This window comes from Streptomyces sp. NPDC047072 (assembly GCF_040643855.1).
Lineage (GTDB): Bacteria > Actinomycetota > Actinomycetes > Streptomycetales > Streptomycetaceae > Streptomyces.
The window spans coordinates 1-26791 of record NZ_JBEYVC010000079.1 but is presented as its reverse complement, the minus strand read 5'-3'; the positions used below and the strand labels follow the sequence as shown (position 1 = coordinate 26791).

General features: G+C 69.2%; 17 protein-coding genes. 6 read left to right on the top strand and 11 right to left on the bottom strand.

What is annotated here, in order from left to right; genetic code table 11:
- Positions 1-4: 4 nt before the first annotated feature.
- The 5 genes from ABZ896_RS29135 to ABZ896_RS29115 form a co-directional block, all read right to left on the bottom strand.
- A complete protein-coding gene (locus ABZ896_RS29135; RefSeq protein ID WP_360935481.1) occupies positions 5-364 on the bottom strand; it encodes an isomerase in 360 nt (119 codons plus the stop codon).
- Between the two features lie 33 nt (positions 365-397).
- Positions 398-2017, bottom strand: coding sequence for a fused response regulator/phosphatase (locus ABZ896_RS29130; protein ID WP_360935478.1), 1620 nt, complete (start codon positions 2015-2017; stop codon positions 398-400).
- Between the two features lie 71 nt (positions 2018-2088).
- On the bottom strand, positions 2089-7479 hold the full coding sequence (gene pulA, locus ABZ896_RS29125) for a pullulanase-type alpha-1,6-glucosidase (RefSeq protein WP_360935475.1): 5391 nt from the start codon (positions 7477-7479) through the stop codon (positions 2089-2091).
- 105 nt (positions 7480-7584) lie between these two features.
- A complete protein-coding gene (locus tag ABZ896_RS29120; protein WP_360935472.1) occupies positions 7585-8979 on the bottom strand; it encodes a glycoside hydrolase in 1395 nt (464 codons plus the stop codon).
- 100 nt (positions 8980-9079) lie between these two features.
- Positions 9080-10459 carry an alpha-amylase family protein gene (locus ABZ896_RS29115; protein ID WP_360935469.1) on the bottom strand — a complete coding sequence of 460 codons (1380 nt, stop codon included), beginning with the start codon at positions 10457-10459 and terminating at the stop codon, positions 9080-9082.
- A gap of 203 nt (positions 10460-10662) precedes the next feature.
- Here ABZ896_RS29115 and ABZ896_RS29110 point away from each other — a divergent pair, with 203 nt between their 5' ends.
- Together ABZ896_RS29110 and ABZ896_RS29105 are read left to right on the top strand one after the other, a co-directional pair.
- Positions 10663-12717, top strand: a complete 2055-nt coding sequence (locus tag ABZ896_RS29110; protein WP_360935466.1) for a carbohydrate-binding module family 20 domain-containing protein — start codon at positions 10663-10665, stop codon at positions 12715-12717.
- Between the two features lie 77 nt (positions 12718-12794).
- Complete coding sequence (locus ABZ896_RS29105) at positions 12795-13559, top strand: hypothetical protein (RefSeq protein ID WP_360935463.1); 765 nt, start codon at positions 12795-12797, stop codon at positions 13557-13559.
- A 37-nt stretch (positions 13560-13596) separates the two neighbouring features.
- Here ABZ896_RS29105 and ABZ896_RS29100 read toward each other — a convergent pair whose 3' ends face one another.
- The 4 genes from ABZ896_RS29100 to ABZ896_RS29085 form a co-directional block, all read right to left on the bottom strand.
- Entirely contained in the window at positions 13597-15282 is a 1686-nt protein-coding gene (locus ABZ896_RS29100) for a glycoside hydrolase family 13 protein (RefSeq protein WP_360935525.1), read from the bottom strand.
- Positions 15283-15462: 180 nt separating this feature from the next.
- On the bottom strand, positions 15463-16368 hold the full coding sequence (locus tag ABZ896_RS29095; RefSeq protein ID WP_360935460.1) for an ABC transporter permease subunit: 906 nt from the start codon (positions 16366-16368) through the stop codon (positions 15463-15465).
- 13 nt (positions 16369-16381) lie between these two features.
- Entirely contained in the window at positions 16382-17386 is a 1005-nt protein-coding gene (locus tag ABZ896_RS29090) for a sugar ABC transporter permease (RefSeq protein WP_360935457.1), read from the bottom strand.
- A gap of 93 nt (positions 17387-17479) precedes the next feature.
- Positions 17480-18748, bottom strand: coding sequence for an extracellular solute-binding protein (locus ABZ896_RS29085; protein WP_360935454.1), 1269 nt, complete (start codon positions 18746-18748; stop codon positions 17480-17482).
- Between the two features lie 300 nt (positions 18749-19048).
- On the opposite strand from ABZ896_RS29085, the gene ABZ896_RS29080 reads away from it, so the two are divergent.
- The 3 genes from ABZ896_RS29080 (at position 19049) to ABZ896_RS29070 (ending at position 21769) form a co-directional block, all read left to right on the top strand.
- Positions 19049-20077 (top strand): LacI family DNA-binding transcriptional regulator, encoded by a 1029-nt coding sequence (locus ABZ896_RS29080; protein ID WP_360935451.1) that lies wholly within the window; start codon positions 19049-19051, stop codon positions 20075-20077.
- A 118-nt stretch (positions 20078-20195) separates the two neighbouring features.
- Positions 20196-21125 (top strand): phosphatase PAP2 family protein, encoded by a 930-nt coding sequence (locus tag ABZ896_RS29075; RefSeq protein ID WP_360935448.1) that lies wholly within the window; start codon positions 20196-20198, stop codon positions 21123-21125.
- 5 nt (positions 21126-21130) lie between these two features.
- Positions 21131-21769 carry a dihydrofolate reductase family protein gene (locus tag ABZ896_RS29070; RefSeq protein WP_360935445.1) on the top strand — a complete coding sequence of 213 codons (639 nt, stop codon included), beginning with the start codon at positions 21131-21133 and terminating at the stop codon, positions 21767-21769.
- A gap of 12 nt (positions 21770-21781) precedes the next feature.
- Here the strand turns inward: ABZ896_RS29070 and ABZ896_RS29065 are convergent, their stop codons facing one another.
- The gene (locus ABZ896_RS29065; protein WP_360935442.1) at positions 21782-22663 is read right to left on the bottom strand and encodes a LysR family transcriptional regulator; all 882 of its coding nucleotides are present in this window, start codon (positions 22661-22663) and stop codon (positions 21782-21784) included.
- A gap of 72 nt (positions 22664-22735) precedes the next feature.
- On the opposite strand from ABZ896_RS29065, the gene ABZ896_RS29060 reads away from it, so the two are divergent.
- Positions 22736-23680 carry a DMT family transporter gene (locus ABZ896_RS29060; RefSeq protein ID WP_360935439.1) on the top strand — a complete coding sequence of 315 codons (945 nt, stop codon included), beginning with the start codon at positions 22736-22738 and terminating at the stop codon, positions 23678-23680.
- Here ABZ896_RS29060 and ABZ896_RS29055 read toward each other — a convergent pair.
- A complete protein-coding gene (locus ABZ896_RS29055) occupies positions 23668-26655 on the bottom strand; it encodes a bifunctional [glutamine synthetase] adenylyltransferase/[glutamine synthetase]-adenylyl-L-tyrosine phosphorylase (RefSeq protein ID WP_360935436.1) in 2988 nt (995 codons plus the stop codon). The genes ABZ896_RS29060 and ABZ896_RS29055 overlap by 13 nt on opposite strands.
- Positions 26656-26791 lie beyond the last annotated feature (136 nt).

Here is a 26791-nt window from a genome sequence, read left to right as displayed (position 1 = left end):
CCTGTCAGCGCTCGAACTTGCGGTACGACGCGTCGAGGTCGCGGATCTCCGCCGAGGCGTGCAGGACCTCCGAGCCGTCGTCCTCGATGTGCTTCTTCAGCAGCTCCAGGACGGCCTCGGTGAGCCGGGCCTTCGTCTCGTCGGTCCGCCCGGCGAGCAGGCCGATGGTGACGTGGACGACGGCGTGGCCGTTGTCCAGAGGGTCCTCGTAGCCGAACGCGGTGACCTCACTCGCCCGGAACTGCGTCTTGCACGCCTCCGGCTTGGCGGCCGCGATCTCGACGACGGCGCCGTGCAGGTCCCGGGCGAACTCCTCCCGGTCGAAGGCGATGAACTTCGAGTGGTCGACGGTGATCTGCGGCATGACGTGCGTACTCCTGTTCTACGGGGACTCCCGTCACCCTAGCCGCAGCGCCAGCATGGCGATGTCGTCCTCCCGGTCGTGGCCGAAGGTGTCCAGGAGGGTGTCACAGAGGGCGTCGAGGCCGGGGAGAGCGCCGGTGGCGGCCGCGCGGAGGTGTTCCAGGGAGGTCGTGAGGTCGGTGCCGCGGGTCTCGATGAGGCCGTCGGTGACCATGAGGAGCCGGTCGGTGGGCTCCAGGAAGAGCTCCGTGGCCGGTGGATGCGGCAGGCCCACGCCGAGCAGGGGGCCGGACGCCTTGACGTACTCGGCGCTGCCGGAGTCGCGGACGATCAGCGGCGGGATGTGCCCCGCGTTGGCGATCCGGGTGCGCCCGGTGTCGGGGTCGATGACCGCGAGGCAGACCGTGGCCGTGGTGTCGGGGTGGTACCGCTGGAGCGTCCGGTCGAGCCGCTCGACGAGCACCGCGGGGTCGCTCTCGTCCACGCAGTAGGCGCGCAGCGCGTGCCGCAGCTCCACCATCACGGTCGCCGCGTCCAGCGAGTGCCCCACGACGTCCCCGACCGCGGTGAGCGCGCCCTCGTCGACCCGCAGGGCGGCGTAGAAGTCGCCGCCGATCTCGGTCGTCCGGGAGGCGGGGACATAGCGCACGGCGACATCGAGGCCCGGCAGGTCGGGCAGCCGGTGCGGCTGGGGCAGGAAGCTGTGCTGGAGGGTAAGGGCGACATGCCGTTCGACCTGGTACATGAGCAGCGGCTCGGCGGCCAGCGCGGTGGCCTGGGCGAGCTGGGCCAGCAGGGTCTCCCCCTCAAGACCCACCCGGCGCATCCCGCGGGTCGGCGCGGCCAGGCACACCGGCGCCCGGCCCTCCTGGGTGACGACCAGCGCGAGGCGGGCGTCGTGCTCCACACCGGGCCGGAAGAAACCGGCGGGCCACAGCGGCGCGGGCACGGTGGTCAGCTGCACCCCGGAGTGGCCCCGGGTCAGCCGCCGCAGCAGCGCGGCGACGGCCCGGTCGGCGCCCGTGTCCGGGAGGGCGACGGGGATACGGTCCCGGGACAGGCCCCGGTAGAGCTGGTCGTCCTGGTCGAGGACGAAGACGGCGGCGGGGGTGCCGGTGACCCGGGAGACCCCCTCGGCGGCCGCGTCGACGAGTTCCTGGAGGGTGCGGGCCGCCTGGATGGTGACGATCATCTCCGACAGCAGCGTGAGCCGGCGCACCAACGCCCGGTCGTCGCGCCGCAGTTGGGCGTTGCGTACGGCGGCCCGGACCACCGCCTCGATCTCCAGCGGCTCGGCGGGCACCCGCAGATAGGCCTCGGATCCGGCGTCCAGCCCCTGGCAGCGGTCGAGCGGGGGCGTGGTGGCGGCGGAGAAGTGCACGACGGGCATCCCGGCGGTGTGCGGGCGCTCCTTGAACAGCCGGCACAGGTCGAAGCCGCTCATGTCCGGCAGACCCACGTCGACGAGGGCCACGTCCGGCAGGGTGCCCTTGCGCAGGCGGGTGTCGAGTTCGGCGAGCGCCTCACCGGCGGTGGCGACCGGAACGACCCGGTGCCCGGCACGGCTGAGCACGCTGCCCATGGCGAAGCGGTTGCCCGCCACGTCGTCGACGACCATCACGGTCGTACCGGTCAGCTTGCCTTTGACGTCCATCCTCACCCCTTGCACGACAACGATGGGGCAGGCCGGGGTTCGGAGCCTGCCCCACCACGGTAATGCCTATGTCACGAAGTGCGGCCGAATACGGCCACGGTCCGCCCCGGAACGGCGAAGGTGCCCGATTTCGGCTCATAGGTCGAGGCCTTGACGGTAGAGTCCGCCCCCGCGGCCTGCACAGGATGCAGCCGGTAGCCGGTTCCGGCAAGAGCCCCGACCCGTTGGGTCTGCGCCGTCGGGGTCGCGTTGAACACCACGACGAGATCACCGAGCTCCATGGTGATCACCCCGGGCGTCTCGTCCTTCCCGGACAGCGGGAACGACAGCTGCGACTGCACCCGCGCCGCCGTGCCGAGCGAGAACGCCTTCTCCGTCGTACGGATCCTCAACAGGTCCTGGTACGCGGCGGAGGCCCCGTCGATCTGCGCGCAGCCCACCCGCACACTGCCCAACAGCGGCTTCGCGTACGGCCACTTGGAGGCGTTGTCGGCCGCCATGGGCAGTCCGCGGCCGAAGCCGTTGCCGTCGGCGCAGTTCCAGTGGATCGCGTTGAACCAGTCGCCGCTGTCGAAGGAGTTGCGGTCCAGGGACTTGGAGCGCAGCAGGTCGGTGCCCGCCTGGGAGAGCGAGGGGCCCTGCGAGAGGGTGGCCGTGGCCAGGGCGAGGACCTGCATCCGGGCGCGGTCTTCCGCACTGGTCTTCGCCGGCAGCTTGTACGTCAGCGCGTCGAACAGTGACTCGTTGTCGTGCGCGTCGGCGTAGGCGAGGGCGTCGCCGGGCGCGTCCGCGTAGCCGGCGGGCCGGCCGTTGTAGTCGACCTCGGCGCCGGTGACCTCCTTGCCGTCGGTGTCGGTGAAGGAGTACTTCGCGAGGTTGCCGGACAGACCCACCTTGATGAGGTCCTGGTAGTGCAGGAGGCGGGCCTTCTGCTCGGCGGAAGTGCCGTTGCTGGTCGAGGAGTTGGGGTCGGTGTACAGCCCGGACGCGAAGCCCTGGACGCCGGGGTCCTCGTCGAAGGGCCCGCCGCCGCGTACGGCGTCCCGGGCCCGGTCGGAGAAGGTCGCGATGCCGGTGCCGGCCATGTTCTTCTGCGTGGCCTGCACGAAGCGGGCGTCGTCGGCGACCTCCCCGAAGTTCCAGCCCTCGCCGTAGAGGATGATCTTCTTGCCGTCGACGCCGTCCTTGGCCGGGGTCAGCGCGTCCAACGCCTTGCGTACGGCGAGGATGTTGGCCTTCGGGTGGTGGCCCATGAGGTCGAAGCGGAAGCCGTCGACCTTGTACTCCTTGGCCCAGGTGACGATCGAGTCGACGACCAGCTTGCCCATCATGGCGTTCTCGGTCGCGGTGTTGGCACAGCAGGTGCTGTTGGCGACCGACCCGTCGGCGAGAAGCCGCTGGTAGTAGCCCGGCACGATCCGGTCGAGCACACTCGTCGACGCCTGTCCGCTCGCCGCCGTGTGGTTGTAGACGACGTCCATGACGACCCTGAGGCCGTCCTCGTTCAGGGACTTGACCATCTCGCGGAACTCGACGGTACGGCCGGTGCCGTTCGGGTCGGTGGCGTACGAGCCCTCGGGGACCGTGTAGTGGTACGGGTCGTAGCCCCAGTTGTAGGCGTCCTTGGCCGCCGTCGCCGCGACGCACTCCTGCTGCTGGTCGGAGTCGGCCGGGTAGGAGGCGAGGTCGCAGGCGGGGGTCGCCTGGTCTTCGCGGCGTTCGGGGATGGTGGCGATGTCGAAGGCCGGCAGGAGGTGGACGTACGAAGTGCCGGACTTGGCAAGCTGCTTGAGGTGCCGGGAACCGTCGCTGTCCTTGTCGGTGAAGGCGAGGTAGGTGCCGGGGTGCTCCGCTGTCCTGTCGGCGACCGAGAAGTCCCGGATGTGCAGCTCCTGGATCTGGGCGTCCTTCAGCGGCACGGCCGTGGGCTTCCGGTACGTCGACCAGCCGCCCGGCGCCAGGGACTTGTCGTCGAGATCGACGACGAGGCTGCGCTCCGAGTCGGTGGTCAGGGCGACCGAGTAGGGGTCGGTGACCTTGTTGGTGACCAGCTTCTGGACGCTGGGCGCCCAGACCTTCACGACGTACCGATAGGGCTTGCCCTTCCAGGACCCCGGGCCGGTGACGGACCAGACTCCGGTGGTGGCGTCGCGTTTCATGGCGACCGTGGAGTCGTCGAGTTCGAGCTTCACGGACTGCGCGGTCGGCGCCCAGACCGAGAGCGTCGGGCGTCCCTTGCTGAACGTCGGGCCGAGGTCGGCCTTGGTCGCCTTCGGGTACAGGTCGTCGAGCACGCCGGCGATCTGGACGCCGGTCGCCGCCAACACGGCTCCGTTCGCGGCCCGTTGGGAGGCAACAAGCTGGCCGCTCAGGGACTCCTTGACGCGGTCCCGGTCGCGCGGGTCGACGGACCAGGCCGTGTAGTCCTTCAGGTAGGGGAACTTGGCCTTCTGGGCGTCGGTGAGGGTGGTCTTCGTCAGCCGCAGCCAGCGTTCGTCGTCACTGGTCAGTCCGCCGTCCTTCACGGCGATCGAGCCGTCGTGCGAGTACACCAACTGGGTAGAGGCAGCAGCCGCGTTGCCGTTCCAGGCGACCGTGTCCCGGTCGATCCAGACGGCCTTGGAGGTGGTCAGGTCGAGCGCGGCGGCGGACCCGGCGGGCTGCGGGAGCAGGAAGTCCTCCTGGCCGTTCACCAGCCACACCTCGTGGCCGCTGGCCGTGAGGTCCAGGTACTGGTCGGTGGGCAGGTCCTTCTCGTCGCCCTTGTGGAGGATGTAACTGAGGCTGGTGGCACCGTCGGTGAGCGGTACCTCGAAGACCGCGCCATAGGTGTCGGTCTTCACCGGCTTCAGGGGGTTCGACCAGTCCGTGGGGTTCGCGGCGCCCGTCCAGACGTGCAGGCCCCAGCCGTCGTAGTCCCCGTCGGCGCGGTGGTAGTGGAGGATCGCCTTGGTCCTGTCCTGGGCCGGGTACTCGGGACGCTCGGTCTGTACGGTCTCCTTGCCCTGCTCGATCCACACCTCACCGGTCTGGGTGACGTCGATCGTGCGGTCGGTGGCGACGTCCTTGTTGCCGTCCTTGTCGATGACGAGGAAGCCTACGGAGGAAGCGCCGGGCTTCAACTTGACGTAGGCGAAGGCCCCGTAGGCATCCCGGCCGACGAAGGGGTGGCTGGCGGGCCAGGTGGTGGACTCGCCGTCGGCGAGGTCGCCCCAGGCGTACAGGCCCCAGTTGTCGTAGTCGCCGTCGGTGCGCTTGTAGTGGACGACCGCGTAGTCGCGGGACGTTGCACTGGGGGGCTCTTCGGTCGGCGGGGTGCCGGTGGTGCTGTCGGCGGTCGACGAGGCCCGGCGGCCCGCCGAGTCGATGACAACCGCCTTGTACCGCAGGGCCGTTCCCGGCGGGACGTTCTTGCCGATCGTCTGCGTGACTTTGTACGGGGCGTGGTCGGCCGAACCCAGCGTCCGCCACTTGCCGTTGCCGACCTGGGCGGCGAAGACGACCCGGTTCAGCTGGCCGCCGTCCACATCGGCGGTGATGTCGACCGTGCCGGTCGCGCCGGCCGCCGGGGCCTTGAGCGTGATCGTCGGCTTGGTGGTGGGGGCGGCGAGTCTGCCCGCCGCCTTGAGGACGATCGCGGAGCCCGCGGGGACGGTGACGGTGAGCTGCCTGTCGGCGTCGGAGGTGGTCTTCGCCGAGGTTCCGTAGATGCCGGTGTACGTCATACGCGCCGAACCGGTCGCGAAGGTAGCCGACTTGGCCTCGCCCGCGTTGTTGAAGGCGACGACGTACTCGCTGTTGCCCTGCGTGCGGGTGAAGGCGTAGATGCCGCTTCCGTCCGCCGCGTAGCGCTCGGTCTGCACGCCGTCCGTGAGCGCCGGGTTGGCCCTGCGGAGCTTGGCGAGATCTGCGATCTGCCGGTACAGCGGGGCGCTCGTGTCGTACGCGTCGCTCGCGTGGGTGCGGTCGGTGCCGATCTCGTCGTCGTCGAGGTAGTCGGCGGTCTTCGACGCGAACATCGTCTGGCGGGCGTCCTTGTCGCCGCCGGAGCCGGTGAAGCCCTGCTCGTCGCCGTAGTAGACGACGGGGTTGCCGCGGCTGAGGAACATCAGCTCGTTGGCGAGCCTGTCCTTGGCGAGGAGTTCGGCGTCGGTGGCCTTCGGGTTGTCCTGGTTCAGGAAGTACCCGATGCGGCCCATGTCGTGGTTGCCGAGGAAGGTGACCTGTTCGTAGGCGTTGGCTTTGTCGGTCGTGTACTTGAAGTCGTCGCCGAAGACCTTCGCGAGCGTCTGCGCGCTGCCGCCCTGGGAGGCGTACTGCCGTGCCGCCTCCTGGAAGGGGAAGTCCAGCGTGGCGTCGAGGCGGCCCTGGGTGACGTACGGCGAAGTGATCGAGGTGTCGGCGGAGTAGACCTCGCCGAACATGAAGAAGTTCTTGCGGCCCTGCTGGGCCGCGTAGGCGTCGAGGGCCGTGGCCCACTGGGTCCAGAACTCCATGTTCACGTGCTTCACGGTGTCGATCCGGAAGCCGTCGATGTCGAAGTCCCTCACCCAGCGCTGGTAGATCTTCTCCATGCCGGAGACGACCTCGGGGCGCTCGGTCCACAGGTCGTCGAGGCCGGAGAAGTCGCCGTAGGTCGTCGACTCGCCGGCGTAGGTCGAGTCGCCGCGGTTGTGGTACATCGTCGGGTCGTTGAGCCAGGACGGGACCTTGGCGTCCTTGTCGGTGACCGTCGGGGTGCGCGGGAAGGAGTCGGCGTCCACCGCGGGGAAGGTTCCCTTGGAGGCGTAGTCCGCGTCGTCGAACGGCTCGCCGTCCTTCGTCAGATACGGGAACGCGCCCTTGGAGAGGTAGTCGTAGGACTTCTCTTCATAGTCGACGACGTCGGCGGTGTGGTTGGTGATGACGTCGAAGAAGACCTTCATGCCCTTGGCGTGGGCCTTGGAGATCAGGGTCTCCAGGTCCTTGTTGGTGCCGAAGTGCGGGTCGACCTGGGTGAAGTCGGTGATCCAGTAGCCGTGGTAGCCCGCGGAGGCGTTGGCCCCCGTCCCCTGCACCGGCTTGTTCTTGAAGATCGGGGCCATCCAGATGGCGGTGGTGCCGAGGCCCTTGATGTAGTCGAGGCGCTTGGTCAGGCCCTTGAGGTCGCCGCCCTGGTAGAAGCCCTTGTCGGTGGGGTCGTAGCCGGTGGTGAGGCGGGTGCCGGTGAGGCCGCCCTCGTCGTTCTTCGTGTCCCCGTTGGCGAAACGGTCCGGCAGGACGAAGTAGAACTGCTCACGGGTGTCGTCGTGCCGGGCCGGTTCCGCGGCGAGCTTCGCGTCGGAGGGCGGCGGGGGCGGGGTGTCCGCACGGGCGGACAACGGCTGGACGAGCGCTGCGGCCAGCGCGGTCACGGTGACCGCGGCGACCCGTCCGGCGTGCGTGTTACGGCGCCTCGACGGCACCGGCCATCTCGGTATCACTGACGTGGGCTCCTTGCGATGACGGCTCTGTGGGTCCGACCCCGCGCGACCGTATCGCCGCCGTAAGGATTACAGCAAGAGTCCTGAAACAGCCGGTAAGAAGTTTCAGCGCCGGATCGTGTAGGTGACGAGGGAGCGGGCCGGGACCGTGGCGGTCAGGGAACCGCCGGTCACGGGGAGGGCTGCCTGCCGGGCCGTGCTGTTCGCGCTGTTCGTCAGGTACGGCGTCGCCGTGCCGGTCGTGATGCCGGTATTCCGGAGGCTGAAGGAGACCTGGTTCGCCTCGGCGGCCGCGTTGAGCGCGACGACGGTCACCGTGCCGTCGGTGTTGCGGAAGGCGGACAGTTTCAGGTTGGCGTCGGGGGTCGTGCCGCCGATGCGATTGGCGCCGGGGCGGATGAAGCGGCTGTAGTTGGCCATCGCCCAAAGCCGTTTGGAGACGTGGTAGTTGTCGCCGTCCAGCTGGATGAAGCCGCGGGTCGCGCCGAGGGAGGCGCCGTACCAGTAGACGTACGCGCTGACGTTCCCCTTGGTGAGGGCGTCATGGATGGCGGAGGCGACCGTGAAGCCGTCGTAGCCACTGCCGTCGTCCCAACTCTCGTTCCAGGTCGTGCCGTTGGGGGACCACTCCGACATCCAGGTGCGCTTGGTGGTCGGCAGCGGACTGTCCACCTGGCTGGCGTAGTTGTGGCCGGTGTGGGTGGTGACGAGGGCGCGGGCGGCCGGGTCGGCCTCGATGGCGCTCGTGTAGGCCTTCTGCTGACTCCAGCCGAAGGAGTCGCAGCAAGCGACCTTGTATCCGGCGGAGCCCGCGATCGGACCGAAGTACTTCACGAACTCGGTGGCCTGCACGGGCGTGAGCCGCATCGAGTCGTACGTCGCCGTCCAGTCGGGTTCGTTGGTGAAGCCCAGGTCGGTGATACGGATGCCCTCCTGGCCGTAGAACCTCGCCCACTGCACGAGGAAGTCGGAGTATGCCTTACGCCAGTCCCCGCTCGCGCAGCTCGCGCCCGAAAGGCCGCACAGGGTCCCGCCGTTGGCGTCCGTCCCGTTGGTCTTCATGTAGCCGGGCGCGGTCCAGGCATCGGCGTAGAACCGGTTCACGCCGTACGCCTTGGCCTCCTTGGCGAGCCACACCTGTCCCTTGTCGTAGCCGTCCCAGGTGTACTTGGGCGTGGCGTTCGGGCCGCCGGGGTCGGTGGGCTGGATACCGGAGTCGATGCCGAGCCGCAGGATGCTGAGCCCGGCGCCGGTGGTGCGGCTGAGGAGGAGATCGAGTAACTCGCGCTGTTTCGGGGCCGACAGGCCCTGCGACCCGTTCATGACGGCGGCCCGCCCGAAGTGCTCGGAGAAGCCGAAGCCGTCGATGGGCTGGTAGGTGGTGGCGCCGTCGATGGTGGCGGTGGTGGTCGCCTTCGGTGAGGTCGCCGCGGTGACTCCGGCCATCGCGAGCAGGGCCGCTGCCGTCGTCACCGCCCATTTGCCGAGTCTGTGCTGCATGCCGCACTCCTTCACAGAGAGGATGGGAGCGCTCCCATAGACAGCAGGGAACGTAGGACGACACTCGGTGAGCGTCAATCCCACGTTCCCCGCCAGTTGCTCAGCAGCTGGTCTTGCCCGTGTAGATCGCCAGCGCCGTGTTGGAGGCGAGGGTGGCCGTGAACTGGCCGCTGGAGTTCACCGTCACGCTCGTGTTGTTCTGCACGTTGCAGTACGTCCCGGCGGCCAGCGAGGTCTGGTACGTGCGGGTCAGGCTGCTGGACTCGTGGTTGATGGCCACGTAGCCCTTGCTGCCCCGGCCGAAGGCGATCGCGTCGGCGCCGTTGTCCCACCAGTTGGTGACCGACTCGCCGCGGACGGCGTTGCGGAAGGCGACCATGCGGATGATCTCCGGCCAGGCGTGCTGGCACTTCCAGCCGTCCTGCCAACAGGCCGTCACCGCACCGTTGTTGGGTGGTCCGGCGTCCGTGTCGGACCATTCGTAGCCGGAGTTGATGTCCGGGGCGCCGTACGGGTAGGCGAGCATGAAGACGTTGGCCAGCGTGTAGTTCGCTCCGTCCTTGTAGTTGAGGGTGGAGCCGTTGCGCTCGGTGTCGTGGTTGTCGACGAAGACACCCGCGACGGAGCTGCTCATGTAGCCCCAGCCCTCACCGTAGTTGGACAGGTAGGCGAGGTTCTCGTTGTTGAAGACGCGCTTGAGGTCGTAGGCGTAGCGGAACTCCTGGACGTCCCCGTTGCCGGTGTACTCGGTGGGCTGGACGGCCTCCCCGCTGCCGTAGATGACCTCCTGCTTCCAGTAGACGCTCGAATTGCTCAGCCGGGACTTGATGTTGGCGAGGTCGGTCGCCGGGATGTGCTTGGCCGCGTCGATGCGGAAGCCGTCGACGCCGTAGCCGAGCAGGGAGTTCATGTACCCGGCGATGGTGGCGCGGACGTACTCCTCGCCGGTGTCCAGGTCGGCCAAGCCGACGAGTTCGCAGTTCTGGACGTTGGCGCGGTTGGTGTAGTCGGTGACCGTGGACGTGCAGTCGTCCATGTCGTAGGAGGAGTACAGGCCCGGGTAGTTGTACTTCGTGTACGACGAGCCGCCGGTACCGGTGCCGCTGCCCGCGGACATGTGGTTGATGACGGTGTCGACGACGACCTTCACGCCGGCCGCGTGACAGGTGTTGACCATGTTCTGGAAGGCGGTGGCGTCACCCAGCCGTCCGGCGATCTTGTAGCTGACGGGCTGGTAGGACGTCCACCACTGCGAGCCCTGGATGTGCTCGGCGGGCGGTGAGACCTGGACATAGCCGTAGCCCGCGGGACCGAGCGTGTTGGTGCACTCCTTGGCGACGGAGGCGAAGTTCCACTCGAAGAGGACGGCGGTGACGTCCTTGGTACCGGGTGGGGAGGCGTAGGCGGTGCCGGGGCTCAGGACGGCGGCCGCGGCGGCGAGCGCGGTCGCGGCGGCGGTTGCGGACCATCTCGATATCACGTGGGGGTTCTCCTTGCGTGACGGCCAGGCGTCTTTGCCCGGCGCCGGCGAGAAGGTACCGCTAACGAAATGTTTACAGCAAGGGCCTTGAAAGTCACAGCAAGAACTTTCACACGCTCTCTTGACGTGCCCTTCTCAACTGCCGCACGCTCACCAGTTGTTGAAGCCTGTCTCTTTGCCTCGGAGTGTGTGGGGAGCCGCGCATGACCTTCAGACCGGGTGTTCTACTCCGCGCCGCGAGAGCCGTGGCCGTCGGCGCCCTCGCGCTGACCGGCGTCACCACCGTCTCGGCCACGCCCGCCCAGGCCGACGCGACGACGTCCGGCGACGTGATCGCCAACCTCTGGTCCTACAACTGGGACTCGGTCGCCTCGGAGTGCACGAACGTACTGGGGCCCAACGGCTACGGCGCGGTGTGGGTGGCCCCGCCCGCCGAGTCGCTGAAGCAGCCGAGTTCCTACTGGTGGGACGTCTACCAGCCGTACTCCTACAACCTCAACGGCCGCTTCGGTACGGCGGCGGAGTTCGCCTCGATGGTCACGGCGTGCCACACGGCCGGGGTGAAGGTCTACACGGACGCGGTGATCAACCACACCGCCGCGCAGACCGGAACCGGGTACAACGGCACGACGATCACCAACAAGTACGACACCCCGGACTGGGACCCGGACGACTACCACACCTCCGCGCAGTGCAACGACTCCGACTTGATCATCGACGACTGGTCGAACCTGAGCGAGATCCAGAACTGCGAACTCCTCGGCCTGCCGGACCTCAAGACCGAGTCGGACGAGGTCCGTTCGGGCATCGCGGCCTTCCTCAACCGGCAGATCGCGCTCGGCGTGGACGGCTTCCGGATCGACGCGGCCAAGCACATCCCGGTCGCCGATCTCAACGCCATCTGGGCGAAGCTGAGTTCGACGACATCGGGCTCGGTGCCCTACATCTTCCAGGAGGTGTACCCGGGTTCGACGCCGGCCGCGTCCGACTACTACTCCTCCGGTGACGTCCTGGACTTCACGTACGCGAGCAAGCTGAAGTCGGCGTTCCAGGGGAACGTCAGCGACCTGGAGTCGCTGGCGTCGTCCGGGGTGCTGACACCCGCCAACTCGGTGTCCTTCGTGACCAATCACGACACCGAGCGCAACGGCCTGCACATGAGCTACAAGGACGGCGACACCTACCGGCTCGCCAACGTCTTCGAGCTGGCGTACAAGTGGGCCACGCCGACGATCTACTCGGGCTTCGAGTGGTCGTCGACCGACCAAGGGCCACCGAACTCCGGTGGGTTCGTCACCGACACGAACTGCTCCAGCGGCTGGTACTGCCTCCAGCGGGACACCGCGATCACCGGCATGGTGAAGTGGCACAACGCGGTGGGGTCGACGGCCGTGTCCAACTGGTCCACGAAGTCGTCGAGCGTGATCGGCTTCGGGCGGGGCTCGGGCGGCTACATCGCCATCAACAACGGTTCTTCGGCGGCGACTTACACCTTCGCGACGGGGATGGCGGACGGCACGTACGCGAACGTCATCGACAACGGCGCGTCCACGGTGACCGTCTCCGGGGGCAGCGCGACGCTGACGATCCCCGCAAAAAGCGCGATCGCCTTCTACAACGGGGCGTTCACACCGTGCACGACCTGCGAGGACGACGAACCCACGGGCACGGTGACGGCGACCTTCAACGAGTACGCGGCCACGACCACCGGCCAGGACGTCTACGTGGTCGGCTCGATCGCGGCGCTCGGCGGTTGGGACACCTCGAAGGCGGTCAAGCTGTCGTCGTCCGGCTACCCGGTCTGGTCGGGGACGGCGAGCGTGCCAGTCAACACGTCGTTCGAGTTCAAGTACGTGAAGAAGGACAGCTCAGGGAACGTCACGTGGGAGTCGAACGCCAACAGATCGGCGGCGACCGCGACTTCGGCGCTCACGCTGAACAACTCCTGGAACGTGGCGAGCGCCAACGCCACGGACGTCACCTTCAACGTCACGGCCACGACCGACTGGGGCACGAACGTCTACGTGGTCGGCTCGATCCCCTCCCTGGGCTCCTGGAACACCGCGGACGCGATCCCGCTCTCCTCGGCGGCCTACCCGACGTGGAGCAAACTGGCGATCGTCCCGAAGAGCACGACCTTCGAGTACAAGTTCATCAAGAAGGACAGCTCGGGGAACGTGACATGGGAGTCGGGCACCAACCGCTCCTACACGACGGGCAGTTCGTCGGGCTACACGACGTCCGACACCTGGAAGTAGCGGGCCACCGCCCGGAAGGAACCGTTCTGTCCTCGCCCCCGTGTTCCCTGACAGGACACGGGGGCGAGGTGTCGGACATGGACGTGGTGGAGGACCGCAAGCCGGCTCGCACACGGGCTGCCCTCCCGGGAAGGGTGGCCCGTTTCGTGATCGCCGCCGGCCTGCTGGCGCTGAGCTGGTTTCTCACCGGGCCGCTGGTGGACGAGTACCAGCTGGAGCAGCGGTACCTGAAAGCCGTTGTCTGCCCGTCCGGTCCCGACTGTCTCGTGCCCGGGACAGGTCTCGTCAAGGACCGGCGGCACGGTGAGTCCTGCAGCACGGACAGTTACGGCGCGAAGTCCTGTGCGCCATACTACCAGGTTCTGACCGAGGTACGGGTGCGCGACGACCGGCGCACCGTGTGGCTTTCGGTGGCGGCGGACACCTACCGGGAGATCGCCGTCGGGGACCGGTTGGGGCTGTCCGTCTGGCAGGACCGGACCGTCCGGATCGAGGTGGGCGACCGCACCGAGCGGCTCGACCCGTTCTTCAGCCTCTTCAACCAGGTGTGGTGGCTTCAGGGAAGCTGGGTCGCCCTGGGCCTCGCGGTCGTCGTGGCCAGTGGTCACTTCCGGGGGCTGGTGCTCAGCGGAACCGGCCCATTCCTCCTGATGGGGCACTACTTCCTGGGCGCGGGGGCGGCTCTGGCGGTCGAGCACGAGCTGTTCCCTCTGGGGGTCGCTGGTCACGGATGGAAGGCGCTCTGGGTCGGACCCGTGGTCTTCGGGGGTTTCGGGGTCCTCTGGACGGCTTTGGTGGTGGTCGCGTACCTGGAAGACCGCCGGGAGCGCGCCCGCCCATGACAGAGGGCCCACCGAAGTGGGCCCTCTCCCGCGGCCGTCAGGCCGTCGTCCACCAAGTCGTGGTGTCCGACGGGATCTTGGCCTCGCCGTCCGTCTCGGCCACCTCACCGGTGGACAGGAGGAGGCGGCCGTAGGTGCGGGTCGTGATCGACTCGCCCGTGGTGTTCGTGACGCAGACGAAGTCGCCGCGGCGGAAGGCGAGGACGCCCTCGGGGGCCCGGAGCCATTCGACGGAGGTGCCCGCGCCCAGGTCGGGGTGGGTGCGGCGGGTGGACAGGGCCGTGCGGTAGAGCTCCAGGGTGGAACTCGGGTCGCCGGTCTGGGACTCCACGCTCAGGTCCGCCCAGGACGCCGGCTGCGGGAGCCAACTGCCGCCCGCGCCGAAGCCGTACGACGATCCCTCCCGCGTCCACGGGATCGGGACCCGGCAGCCGTCGCGGAAGCCGTCCTGGCCCGCGCCCCGGAAGTACGCCGGGTCCTGGCGCACCGAGTCGGGGAGGTCCACGACGTCCGGGAGGCCCAGTTCCTCGCCCTGGTAGACGTACGCCGAGCCGGGCAGGGCCAGCATCAACAGGGTCGCCGCGCGGGCTCGGCGTAGGCCCAACTCCCGGTCGCCGGCCAGGCGGATCTGCGTGCCGAGGCCGGGCGGGTTCGCGAAACGCGTCGCGTGGCGGGTGACGTCGTGGTTGGAGAGGACCCAGGTCGCGGGGGCGCCCACCGGGCGCATCGACTCCAGCGTGCGGTCGATGACCTCGCGCAGTTCCGTCGCCTCCCAAGCCGCGCTCAGGTACTGGAAGTTGAAGGCCTGGTGGAGTTCGTCGGGGCGGACGTAGTTCGCCGTGCGCTCCACGGTCGGCGTCCAGGCTTCGGCGACGAAGATGCGCTCGCCGGAGTACTCGTCGAGGATCAGCCGCCACTGGCGGTAGATGTCGTGCACGCCGTCCTGGTCGAAGAACGGCATGACATCGTTGCCCAGCAGCTTGAGCTGGTCGCCGCCCCCGCCGATGTCGGGCAGACCCGCCGCCTTGACCATGCCGTGCGCCACGTCGATGCGGAAACCGTCGACGCCCATGTCCAGCCAGAAGCGCAGGATCGAGCGGAACTCGTCGCCCACGGCCGGGTGTTCCCAGTTGAAGTCGGGCTGCTCCGGGGCGAAGAGGTGGAGGTACCACTCCCCCGGCGTCCCGTCCCGCTCGGTGACCCGCGTCCACGCCGGGCCGCCGAAGATCGACTCCCAGTCGTTCGGCGGGAGTTCGCCGTTCTCGCCCTTGCCGGGGCGGAAGTGGTAGCGGTCCCGGCACGGCGATCCCGGGCCCTCCGCCAGCGCGCGCTTGAACCACTCGTGCTGGTCGGAGGAGTGGTTGGGTACCAGGTCGACGATGATCCTGAGGTTCAGCTCGTGTGCGTCGCGGATCAGCGCGTCCGCGTCGAGGAGGTTGCCGAACATCGGGTCCACGGCGCGGTAGTCGGCCACGTCGTAGCCGGCGTCGGCCTGCGGGGAGGCGTAGAACGGGCTGAGCCACACGGCGTCCACGCCGAGGTCGCGCAGGTACGGCAGTCGGGAGCGGATGCCTTCCAGGTCGCCCATGCCGTCGCCGTTGCTGTCGGCGAAGCTGCGGGGGTAGACCTGGTAGATCACGGCGTCCCGCCACCAGTCGCTGCGCGCGGCGGTGGCGAGGGGGGAGATGGGTGCCGGGTCGGTGGCGGAGTGCTGGTGGCTCATGGCGTCCTTGGTGCGTAAAGAGGTCATGGGGTCAGGTGTACATACAACGTGGTGATGGCGAGGCGGCCGCGATGAGAGCGGGGTCGGATGGACATCGCGACCGCCTCGGGTCGGGTGCGGCTCCGTCGTGGCTGGTCGCGCAGTTCCCCGCGCCCCTAAAAGACCTGAAGGGGGCCTGCGTTATCCCTTTGTGCCGCCCGCCGTCAGCCCCGTCACCAGGTTCTTCTGGACCAGGTAGAAGAACGCCGACACCGGTATCGCGATCAGCACCGCCGTCGCCGCCATCAGGTTGCGCTGCGCGTCGTGTTCGCTGACGAAGCTCTGGAGGCCCACGGCGAAGGTGTACTTGTCGTCGCTGAGCATGAACGTCGAGGCGAACGCGACCTCGCCGAACGCGGTGAGGAAGCTGTAGAACCCGGCGACCGCGAGCCCGGGCCTGGCGAGCGGCAGGATCAGCCGCGCGAACGTGCCGAAGGGGGTCAGCCCGTCGACGCGTCCGGCCTCGTCGATCTCGAAGGGGATGGTGTCGAAGTATCCCTTGAGCAGCCAGGCGCAGTACGGCACCGCGGTCGTGCAGTACACGAGGACGAGACCAAGATAGCTGTCGACGAGCTTCAGGTCCGAGAGCAACTGGTACATCGGCACCATGAGTACGGCCACCGGGAACATCTGGGTGACCAGCAGCACCCACATGAACTTCCGGTAGCCCGGAAAACGCATGCGGGAGACGGCGTACCCCGTGGTCGCGGCGATCAGCACACCGATGACCGTCGTGCCCAGCGACACGATCAGCGAGCTCTTGAGCCAGCTGAAGAACTCGGTGTGCCGAAGGACGAACGAGTAGTTGTCGAACGTCATCTTCTTCCAGATGCCGCCCGGGTGGAGGTAGTCGTCCGTGTCCGGGCCGAGGGAGAGGAAGATCAGCCAGGCGATCGGGAAGAGCGCGATCAGGCTCGCGACGATCAGGATGCCGTGCGAGACGAGGGAGCCGGCGAGGCTCTGCTCGCCGCGGCGGCGCACCCGGCGCGAGCCCTCCGAGGACGAGGGGCTCAGCGCGGCCGGGGTCTCGACAGTGGTCGTACTCATGGGGGCTCCTGCCTCAGATCGCGAGCTGCTGCTCATTGCGGTTCAGCCAGCGGCGGTAGAAGGAGGTGAAGACGATCAGGATGGCCAGCAGCAGCATGCCGTAGGCGGCCGACTGCGCGAAGTCACGCGGCTGTTGCCCGAAGCCGAGGTAGTACGCCCAGGTGACGAGGATCTGCGCGTCGGGCGCGGTGTTGCCGAACAGCAGGAAGATCACGGCGAACTGGTTGAACGTCCAGATGATGCCGAGGAGTACGACGGTGGAGCCGACCGATCGCAGGCCCGGGAGGGTGACGTAGCGGAAGCGCTGCCAGGCGCTCGCGCCGTCCATCTCGGCGGCCTCGTAGAGCGAGGTGTCGATGGACTGGAGGCCGCCGAGCAGCGAGACCATCATGAACGGCACCCCGCACCAGGTGTTGACCATGATGGCGGCGGCGCGCTGCCAGAAGGTGTCCTCCAGCCAGGCCGGACTGGGCAAGTGGAGCGCGTCCAGGGCGGAGTTGATGACACCGCCGTCGGCGAGCATGAACCGCCAGCCGAAGACGGTGACGAAGGTGGGGACGGCCCACGGCAGGACGAGGATCAGCCGGTACAGGGTGCGGCCGCGCAGCTTCTGGTCGAGCAGCAGGGCGAGGCCGAGCCCGATGCAGTAGTGGAGGGCGACGCACAGGGCCGTCCAGACGATCGTCCAGATGAAGTGGGACCAGAAGCGGTCGTAGGCGGTGTCGCCCCACAGGATGTCGGCGTAGTTGTGGAAGCCGATGAACTTGTAGGTGGCGTCGATGTGGTTGACGCCGATCGTGCGCGCGGTGTTGAGGCTGTTGGCGTCGGTGAGGGTGAGGTAGAAGCCGTAAGCCAGGGGGTAGAGCACGAGGACGCCGAGGACGACCGCCACCGGGGCGATCATCGCGTAGGCGTACCAGTGCCGTTGGTAGCCGTGCTTCAGACGCCGGCCGAGCCCGGGGCGGGACCCGCGGTCACCGCTCCGTCTGCCGGTCGCGCGGTCGATGGCGACTGTCATGAGACACCTTCTGGAAGATCAGGGAGTACGGCTCACAGACCGGCGGCCGCCGGATCCCTCCCCCGGGTACGGGGATCCGGCGGCCGTCCGGGCTCACTTGCTGAAGTCCGGCACCAGCTTGGCGATGGCGACCTCGGCGTTGCTCAGACCCTTGTCCAGGGACTCCTTGCCGCCGGCGATCTTCAGCAGCTCGGTGTCCAGCGGGGTCAGCAGGGAGCTGTACTCGGGCAGGGCCGGGCGGGGCTGCGCGGAGGCGAGGACCGTCTGGTAGCCGGCGATGCCCGGGTCGGCCTTGACCTCGGCGGTGTAGGCGTCGTCACGCGTGGGCAGCGTCGAGTTCTTCAGGGCGATCTCGGTCTGTGCCTTGGCGGAGGTCATGAAGCCGACGAACTTCTCGGCCGCCTTCTGGTGGGCGGCGTCCGAGCCGGCGTAGACGGAGAGGTTGTGGCCACCGGTCGGGGCGCCCGCCTTGCCGGTGGAGCCGGCCGGGACGGTGGCGATGCCGAGGTTGGACTTGTCCGTGAAGGCGGAGCCCTTGTAGAAGTTGGTGATCTCCCACGGGCCCTGGATGATCGCGGCGACCTTGCCGTTGACGAACGCGTCCTGGATGTGGGCGTAGGCGTCGGCGGTGGTGTCGGCCTTGTGCAGGCCCTTGCCGGAGAAGAGGCTCAGCCAGGTGCCGTAGCCCTTCTTGGCGGCGGCGGAGTCGACGGTGATCTTCTTGGCGGCGACGTCGACGGTGTCGGTGCCCTCGCCGTAGAGGAAGGTCTGGGCGTAGTAGGCCTGGGTGGAGCCCCAGTAGCCGTCGACGCCGGTCTTGTCCTTGATGGTGGCGGCGGCCTTCTTCAGGTCGTCCCAGGTCTTGGGGGCCTCCACGCCGGCCTTCGCGAAGAGCTGCTTGTTGTAGACGAGGGCGAGGGTGTCGGTGACGAAGGGGACACCGTAGGTCTTGCCGTCGTACTTGGCCTGCTCGATCAGGTTCGGCTGGAACTTGGCCTGGTCGGCGAGGGCCTCGGTGCCGTCGAGGGGCAGGAAGTAGCCCTTCTTGGCGAAGGCGGGGGTCCAGCCGACGTCGGAGCGCAGCACGTCGGGGGCGCCGGACGCGCCGGCGGCGGTGTCGAACTTGTTCTGCGCCTGGCTGAAGGGGACGTTGACGTACTTGACCTTGACGTCCTTGTTGGCGGCCTCGAACTCCTTGATCAGGGCCTGGTACGTCGGCGCCTCATTGGTGGCGTTGGAGGTGTCCCACCAGGTGATGGTGGTCGGACCGTCGGCCTTGTCGCCGCTGTCGCTTCCGCCGCAGGCCGTCGCCGCGAGGGCGAAGGACGCCACCAGCGCGGTGGCCGCTATGCCACGCCGCATGAGATCTCCTTGAGGGTGAGCGCCCGTTTGGTGCGGAGGGAGTCCCGTTCCGCCGTCTCCGCCGGGCGTGGCCGAACGTAACAGCGTTGTAAGCCGTACGAAAGACCTTGCAGCAAAAAACTGCAAGAAGGTCGTGAAGTTATCCGCGCGTGACCTCTGGGCAACCCCCGTGAGACGCTTGTTTACAGGGATGAGGCCGTATCGGAGCGGCTGTGCAAGACTCTGCAAGCTCTTGCCATCCCACTCCCCGACCAGAACAGAGGGACCGCGATGACGATACGGCCGGTACAGTCCGGTGCCGTGACCACACGGCTAGCCGACATCGCTGCTCAGGCGGGGGTGAGCGAAGCGACCGTCAGCCGCGTCCTCAACGGGAAGCCGGGCGTCGCCGCCACCACCCGCCAGTCCGTGCTCGCCGCCCTCGACGTACTGGGCTACGAGCGCCCGGTCCGGCTGCGCCAGCGCAGCGAGGGCCTGGTGGGCCTGATCACCCCCGAACTGGAGAACCCGATCTTCCCGGCGCTGGCCCAGGTGATCGGCCAGGCGCTGACCCGCCAGGGCTACACCCCGGTACTGGCCACCCAGACCCCGGGCGGTTCCACCGAGGACGAGCTGACGGAGATGCTGGTGGACCGGGGGGTCGCCGGCATCATCTACGTCTCCGGACTGCACGCCGACACCACGGCCGACATGGAGCGCTACGACCGGCTGCGCGCCCAGGGTGTGCCGTATGTGCTCGTCGACGGCTTCTCCCCCAAGGTGCAGGCACCTTTCATCTCCCCCGACGACCGCGCGGCGATGACCCTCGCGGTCACGCACCTGGTGTCGCTGGGGCACACCCGGATCGGGCTCGCGCTCGGCCCCAAGCGGTTCGTGCCGGTGCAGCGGAAGATCGAGGGGTTCGTACGGGCCGTGCAGGACCAGCTGGGCCTGCCCGCGCCCACGGTCGAGGAAGAGCTGGTGCAGCACTCCCTGTACACCCTTGAGGGTGGTCAGGCGGCGGCCACCGCACTGATCGACCGGGACTGTACGGCGGTGGTGTGCGCGAGCGACATGATGGCGCTCGGCGCGATACGAGCGGCCCGGCAGCGCGGCCTCGAAGTGCCGCGGGACATCTCGGTGGTGGGCTTCGACGACTCCCCGCTGATCGCCTTCACCGACCCGCCGTTGACGACGATCCGCAAGCCGGTCCCGGCCATGGGGCAGGCGGCGGTACGGACGTTGCTGGAGGAGATCGGCGGGACGCCCGCCCCGCACAGCGAGTTCGTGTTCATGCCGGAACTGGTGGTGCGGGGGTCGACGGCCTCGGCGCCGGCCCGCCTCCAGTAGGGGGCCCGCTCGTCCGTGGGGAGGAGAACGGGACGGTCCGCCCGCCGTAGGACATGCGGGTCGAACCAGACCTTGGGATGATCGGGGGGTCAAGGCTTCTCTGGCAGACTTTGTGTCTATGGGTGACCCGACCGTGACCACCAGTCTGGAAGACCGCGAGAACGTGGCCCTTCCCGGCTCCGGCACGGCCTCCACCCGGCCCGGCCTGCTCCGCCGACTGCGCACTCCGCGCCGGCCCCGCCTCTGGTTCGAGATCCTGCTGATCGCGGTGAGTTACTGGACGTACTCGCTGATCCGCAACGCGGTGCCGGAGCAGCGCGGTCAGGCGCTGCGCAACGCCGACTGGATCTGGCGGATGGAGCACCATCTCGGGATCGCCGTCGAGGAGTCCGTCAACCACGCGGTCAACTCCGTGACTTGGCTCATCGTCGGGATGAACTACTACTACGCGACCCTGCACTTCATCGTGACGCTGGGCGTACTGGTGTGGCTCTTCCGCAGCCACCCGGGCCGTTACGCGGCGACGCGTCTGGTGCTCTTCGCGACGACGGGCGTGGCCCTGGTCGGTTACTACCTGTATCCGCTGGCGCCCCCGCGGCTGATGAACGGCGGGCACTTCGTCGACACGGTCATGGTCCACCAGACGTGGGGCTCGATGGCCTCCGGCGATCTGAAGAACATGTCCAACCAGTACGCCGCGATGCCGTCCATGCACATCGGCTGGTCCCTGTGGTGCGGCCTGACGATCTTCGCGCTGGCCAAGGTGCCGTGGGTGCGCGTCCTGGGCCTGCTCTACCCGGCGGCGACCCTGCTGGTGATCGTCTCCACCGCCAACCACTTCTGGCTCGACGCGGTGGGCGGCATGCTCTGCCTGGCGTTCGGCTTCACGGTGGCACGGCTCTGGTACGGCGCGCTGCCGTACGAGCTGCCGAAGGTGGTGCCGGAGACCTCGGATTCGGGGATCCGGAAGAATTTCGCGCGGGTATGTCGATCCGGGCGGGCCGTGTTCGACGCGAGGGTGACAGAAGGCCATCCGCGCGAGAGGTGAAGGCCATGCCCAAGGTCCGCGTGCACAATGTGACGATCTCCCTCGACGGCTTCGTGGCCGGTGAGAACCAGCGGCTGGACGCCCCGTTCGGGGACGGCGTCGGCTGGGGCGACGAGCTGCACAGCTGGTTCGTCTCCGCGTCGCAGGACGCCGCCGCCGGGAAGACCGGGACCGACGTCGAGTACTTCGTCCGCGGCGACCGGAACATCGGCGCCACGATCATGGGACGGAACATGTTCGGGCCGCAGCGCGGGCCCTGGCAGGACGAGTCATGGAAGGGCTGGTGGGGCGAGAACCCGCCCTACCACCACGACGTCTTCGTGCACACCCACCATCCGCGCCCGCCGCTGGAGATGGCCGGCGGAACGACCTTCCGCTTCACTGACGAGCCGGTGGAGACGGTGCTGGAGCGCGCTTTCGAGGCCGCGGGCGGAAAGGACGTCCGGATCGGCGGGGGCGCGGCGGTCATCCGGCAGTATCTGCGGGCCCGGCTGATCGACGAACTCCACCTGGTGATCGCGCCGATGCTCATCGGGCGCGGGGAGCGGCTGCTCGACGACCTGGGCGACGGAAACGACGGCTACCGGGTGTCCGAACTGGTCGGTTCGTCGGCCGTCACCCACGCGACGCTGGTGCGCCGCTGACCCTGCGGGACTTCAGCCCGCGGCAGCCTCGCGCAGCGCCTCGACGAACGCGCGCAGGGCGGGCTGCGGCGGTGCGGTCTCCCGTACGGCGGCGTGGATCGCGCGGGTCGGTTCCGGGCTCCTGACCGGACGTACGACCACCTCGGGGTGGCGTCCGCCGAGCCCCAGCCGGGGGATCAGGCTCACGCCCAGGCCCGCCGCCACGAACCCCTGCGCGGTGACGTAGTCCTCGCTGTCGACGACGAAGCGGGGCCTGAAGCCCGCCGCCTCGCACGCCGTGAGCTGGGCGTCCAGGCAGGGGCCCGGCCACTCGCTGCCGACCCAGGGCTCGTCCGCCAGATCGGTCAGCCTCAGCATCCGCCGCGCCGCCAGGGGGTGGCCCTTGGGCAGGACGGCGAGGTACGGGTCGTCGAGCAGGTGCAGCAGCCGGACGCCGTCGTGCTCGACCGGGCCCACGACGAGCGCCAGATCCGCCCGGCCCTCCCGGACGTCCGGCAGCGGGTCGGGGTCGGCCAGCCTCAACTCGACCTGAACACCGGGGTGCTCGGCACGCAGTCGGGCCACGGCCGGGGCGACCAGCGCGGCTCCGGCGGTGGCGAAGTAGCGGACCGAGAGCCGTCCGGTGCGTCCGGCCAGCAGGTCGGCCAGCGCGGTCTCCGCCTCGGCGACCTCGCGGGCGATCGCCTCCGCGTGCCGGGTCAGCAGCAGACCGGCCGCCGTGGGGCGCACGCCCCGGCCCACCCGCTCCAGCAGGTCGGTCCCGGTCTCCTTCTCCAGCGCGGCCACCTGCTGGCTGACCGCGGAGGGCGTGTACCCGAGGCGGGCCGCGGCCGCCGTCACGGAACCGCAGTCGACCACCGCCGCCAGCATCTGCATGCGTCGCACATCAAGCATGTACTCCAGCTTAACGATGCCTGTGGAACTTTTCACTTGTCCTGATCGGTTGATCCAGGGACCGTGAAGGACATGCCGCTCGCCTCCACTCTCCGCATGGCCGCCCTCGCCCTTCTCTGGGGTTCCGGCTTCCTCTGGATCAAGCTCGCCCTCGACCACGGCCTCTCCCCCGCGCACATCACGATCGCCCGTTGCGCGTTGGGGACGGCGACCCTGCTCGTCCTGGCCCGCGCCGCCGGGCAGCGTCTGCCTCGCTCCCGTCGGACCTGGGGCCACCTGGCCGTGGCCGCGCTGTTCTGCAACGCGATCCCGTTCGCCCTGTTCGCGGTGGGCGAGCAGAGCGTCGACTCCGGGATCGCGGGCGTCCTGAACGCCACGACTCCCCTGTGGTCCTTGCTGATCGGCGTCCTCCTCGGCACCGAACGGGGCCTGCGCCCGCCGCGCCTCGCGGGCCTGTTCCTCGGCTTCGCCGGCACGCTCCTGATCTTCGCACCGTGGCACCGCTCGGGCCTGCTGACCTGGGCCGCGCTCGCCCTGCTGGGAGCGGCGGCGAGCTATGCGGTGGCGTTCGCGTACATGGCCCGCCACCTCACGGACGCGGGCGCGCCGATCGCCGTCTCGGCGGCGCAGATGTTGATGGCGACGGGCTGGACGACCCTGTCCCTCCCCGCGGCGGGTCCCGTGGAGACCGACCTCGTGGCGCTGGGCGCGGTCACGGCCCTCGGCGTGCTCGGCACGGGCGTGACCTTCTACCTCAACTACCGCCTGATAGCAGACGAGGGCCCGACGACAGCGTCAACGGTCGGCTACCTGCTGCCGGTTGTGTCAGTCGCTTTGGGAGCTCTGATCCTGAACGAGCGAGTGGGACTGAGGGTCCTCGCAGGCATGGCGATCGTCTTGGCCGGCGTGGCGCTAACCCACTCAGGGGCGCGGGGCTGTATCCATTTGCGGCTCCGCCGCGGGGCGCGACCAGCCCCCACCGCCCCGCAGGCAAAGTCAAAGCTCTACACCCCGTAGAACAACTCCTGCACAACATTCCGAGCCCGCCGAGCCGTACGCCGATAGTCGTCCAACATGTCCCCCACATGCCCGGCCTCGTACCCCAAGTACCGTCCTACGGCGGCGAGTTCACGGGTCTCGGACGGGAACGTGTCCCCGGCCCGCCCCCGCACCAGCATCACGGCGTTACGCACCCGCGTCGCCAACACCCAGGCCTCGTCGAGGATTTCGGCGTTCTCCTCCGAAAGGAGCCCTGCGCCCTGCGCGGCCGAGAGCGCCGCCCGTGTACGTGTCGTCCGCAGCCCCGGTTCCTCCGCCCCGTGCCGCATCTGGAGCAGCTGCACCGTCCACTCGACGTCGGACAACCCCCCGGGCCCCAGCTTCGTGTGCAGCTTCGGGTCCGCGCCGCGTGGCAACCGCTCCGACTCCATACGGGCCTTCAGCCGCCGGATCTCGCGCACCGCGTCCTCGCCCAGCCCCGCCGCCGGATACCGCAGGGGGTCGATCAGCTCGATGAACCGCCGCCCCAACTCCCCGTCCCCCGCGACCGGTTCGGCCCGCAGCAGCGCCTGTGCCTCCCACACCAGCGACCACCGGCGGTAATAGGCCGCATACGACGTCAACGTCCGTACCAGCGGCCCCGACTTGCCCTCCGGCCGGAGGCCCGCGTCGATCAGCAGCGGCGGATCCGCGCTCGGGATCTGAAGCAGCCGCCGCATCTCGGAGACGACCTTGTTGGCGGCCTCGGACGCCTCCCGCTCGCCCACGCCCTCACGCGGCTCGTGGACGAACAGGACGTCCGCGTCGGAGCCGTAGCCGAGTTCGTGACCGCCGAAGCGGCCCATGCCGATGACGGCGAACCGGGTGGGCAGGGTGTCCCCCCAGCCGTCGCGCACGACCGCGCGCAACGTGCCGGCGAGGGTCGCCGCGGTCAGGTCGGAGACGGCCCCGCCGACCCGGTCCATCAGCGCGCCCTGGTCGGTCTCGGCGGGCTGCGTCTCGGTGCCGTAGGAGCCGACGATGTCCGCGGCGGCCGTACGGAAGAGTTCGCGGCGGCGGACTCCGCGGGCCGCGGTGACCGCCTGCTGCGCGCCATCCGCGCGGCCGACCGCGGCGAGGATCTCCTGCTCCAGGCTGTCCCGGCCGCGGGGTTCGAGGCCGCCGCCGTCGCCGTCCCCGAGCAGCGCGACCGCCTCCGGCGCACGCATGAGGAGGTCGGGAGCGAGGCGCCCGGCGGACAGGACCCGCGCGAGGTTCTCGGCGGCGGCACCCTCATCCCTCAGCAGCCGCAGATACCAGGGCGTCTTGCCCAACGCGTCCGAGACCTTGCGGAAGTTGAGCAGTCCGGCGTCCGGGTCGGCGGAGTCGGCGAACCAACCCAGCAGGACCGGAAGGAGAGTTCGCTGGATGGCGGCCTTGCGGGTGACTCCGGAGGCGAGCGCCTCCAGGTGGCGCAGGGCCGCGGCCGGGTCGGCGTACCCGAGCGCGACCATCCGCTCCCGCGCCGCCTCGGGGCTCAACCGGGCCTCGCCGAGGCCGAGTTGGGCCACGGCGTCCAGCAGCGGCCGGTAGAAGAGCTTCTCGTGCAGCCGTCGTACGACGGAGGCGTGCCGTTTCCACTCGCGGTTCAGCTCGGCCACCGGATCGGTGCGCAGGCCGAGCGAGCGGCCGAGGCGGCGCAGGTCTGCCTCGTCCTCGGGGACCAGGTGGGTCCGGCGCAGCCGGTACAGCTGGATGCGGTGCTCCATGGAGCGCAGGAAGCGGTAGGCGTCGTCGAGCTGGGCGGCGTCGGCGCGGCCGATGTAGCCGCCGGCGGCGAGGGCCTGGAGGGCGTCGAGGGTGGTGCCGCTGCGCAGCGAGGCGTCGGTGCGGCCGTGCACCAACTGCAGGAGCTGGACGGCGAATTCGACGTCCCTGAGGCCGCCCGGGCCGAGCTTGAGCTGGCGGTCGATCTCGGCGGCGGGGATGTTCTCGACGACCCGGCGGCGCATCTTCTGCACGTCCGGGACGAAGTTCTCGCGCTCGGCGGCCTTCCACACCAGGGGTTCGAGGGCCTCGACGTACTCCTCGCCGAGGCCGAGGTCTCCGGCGACCGGGCGGGCCTTGAGGAGGGCCTGGAACTCCCAGGTCTTGGCCCAGCGTTGGTAGTAGGCACGGTGCGAGGAGAGGGTCCGCACGAGCGGGCCGTTGCGCCCCTCGGGCCGCAGATTGGCGTCGACGGGCCAGATGGACCCCTCGACGGTCGTCTCGGAACAGATCCGCATCATGTGCGAGGCGAGCTTGGTGGCGGAGCGCAGGGCCTTGCCCTCGTCGGCGCCGTCGACGGCCTCGCCGACGAAGATGACATCGACGTCGGAGACGTAATTCAGCTCGTGGCCACCGCACTTGCCCATCGCGATCACCGCGAGCCGGCACAGCGCGGCGTCCTCGGGGGCGGCCGCGCGCGCTATGGCCAGCGCGGCGCGCAGAGTCGCGGTGGCGAGGTCGGCGAGTTCGGCGGCGGTCTCGGCGAGGTCGGTGGTGCCGCACACGTCACGGGCGGCGATGGACAGCAGACAGCGGCGGTAGGCGACGCGCAGGGAGACGGGGTCGGTGGCCTCGGCGAGCCCGCGCTCGAACTCCTCGACGCCGGGGTGCAGGTCGCGCGGTTCGTAGGTGACGAGGGCGTGCCAGTCGCCGGCGTGCCGGGCCAGGTGGTCGGCGAGCGCGGCGGAGGCGCCGAGTACGCCGAGGAGGCGGTCACGCAGCGGCTTCGCCGCTATCACCGTGTCCAGCAGCTCCCGGTCGGCCTGTGCCTCCAGGAGCCGTACGAGACCGTGCAGCGCGAGGTCGGGGTCGGCGGTGGCGCCGAGTGCCTCCAGCAGCACGGGATCGTTGCGTACGGCGGTCAACTCCGGCCCCTCCAGGAGCCGCTCGGCGGCGGACGGATCGGTGAAACCGTGCCGCAGCAGCCGCGTGAAGGTACTGCTCCTGCGCCCCGGCGCCGCCGTCATCCCGGCCTCCCGTCCGAACGTCCGTCCGACCGCCCGATCAAGGTCGTCCGCGCTTGAGCCTAGCCGGAGAGGGCGGGAGAAGCGCCGGGGTGGGGGTTGAACCGGTGCCACGGCGGCGCACCCACCACGGTCGCCT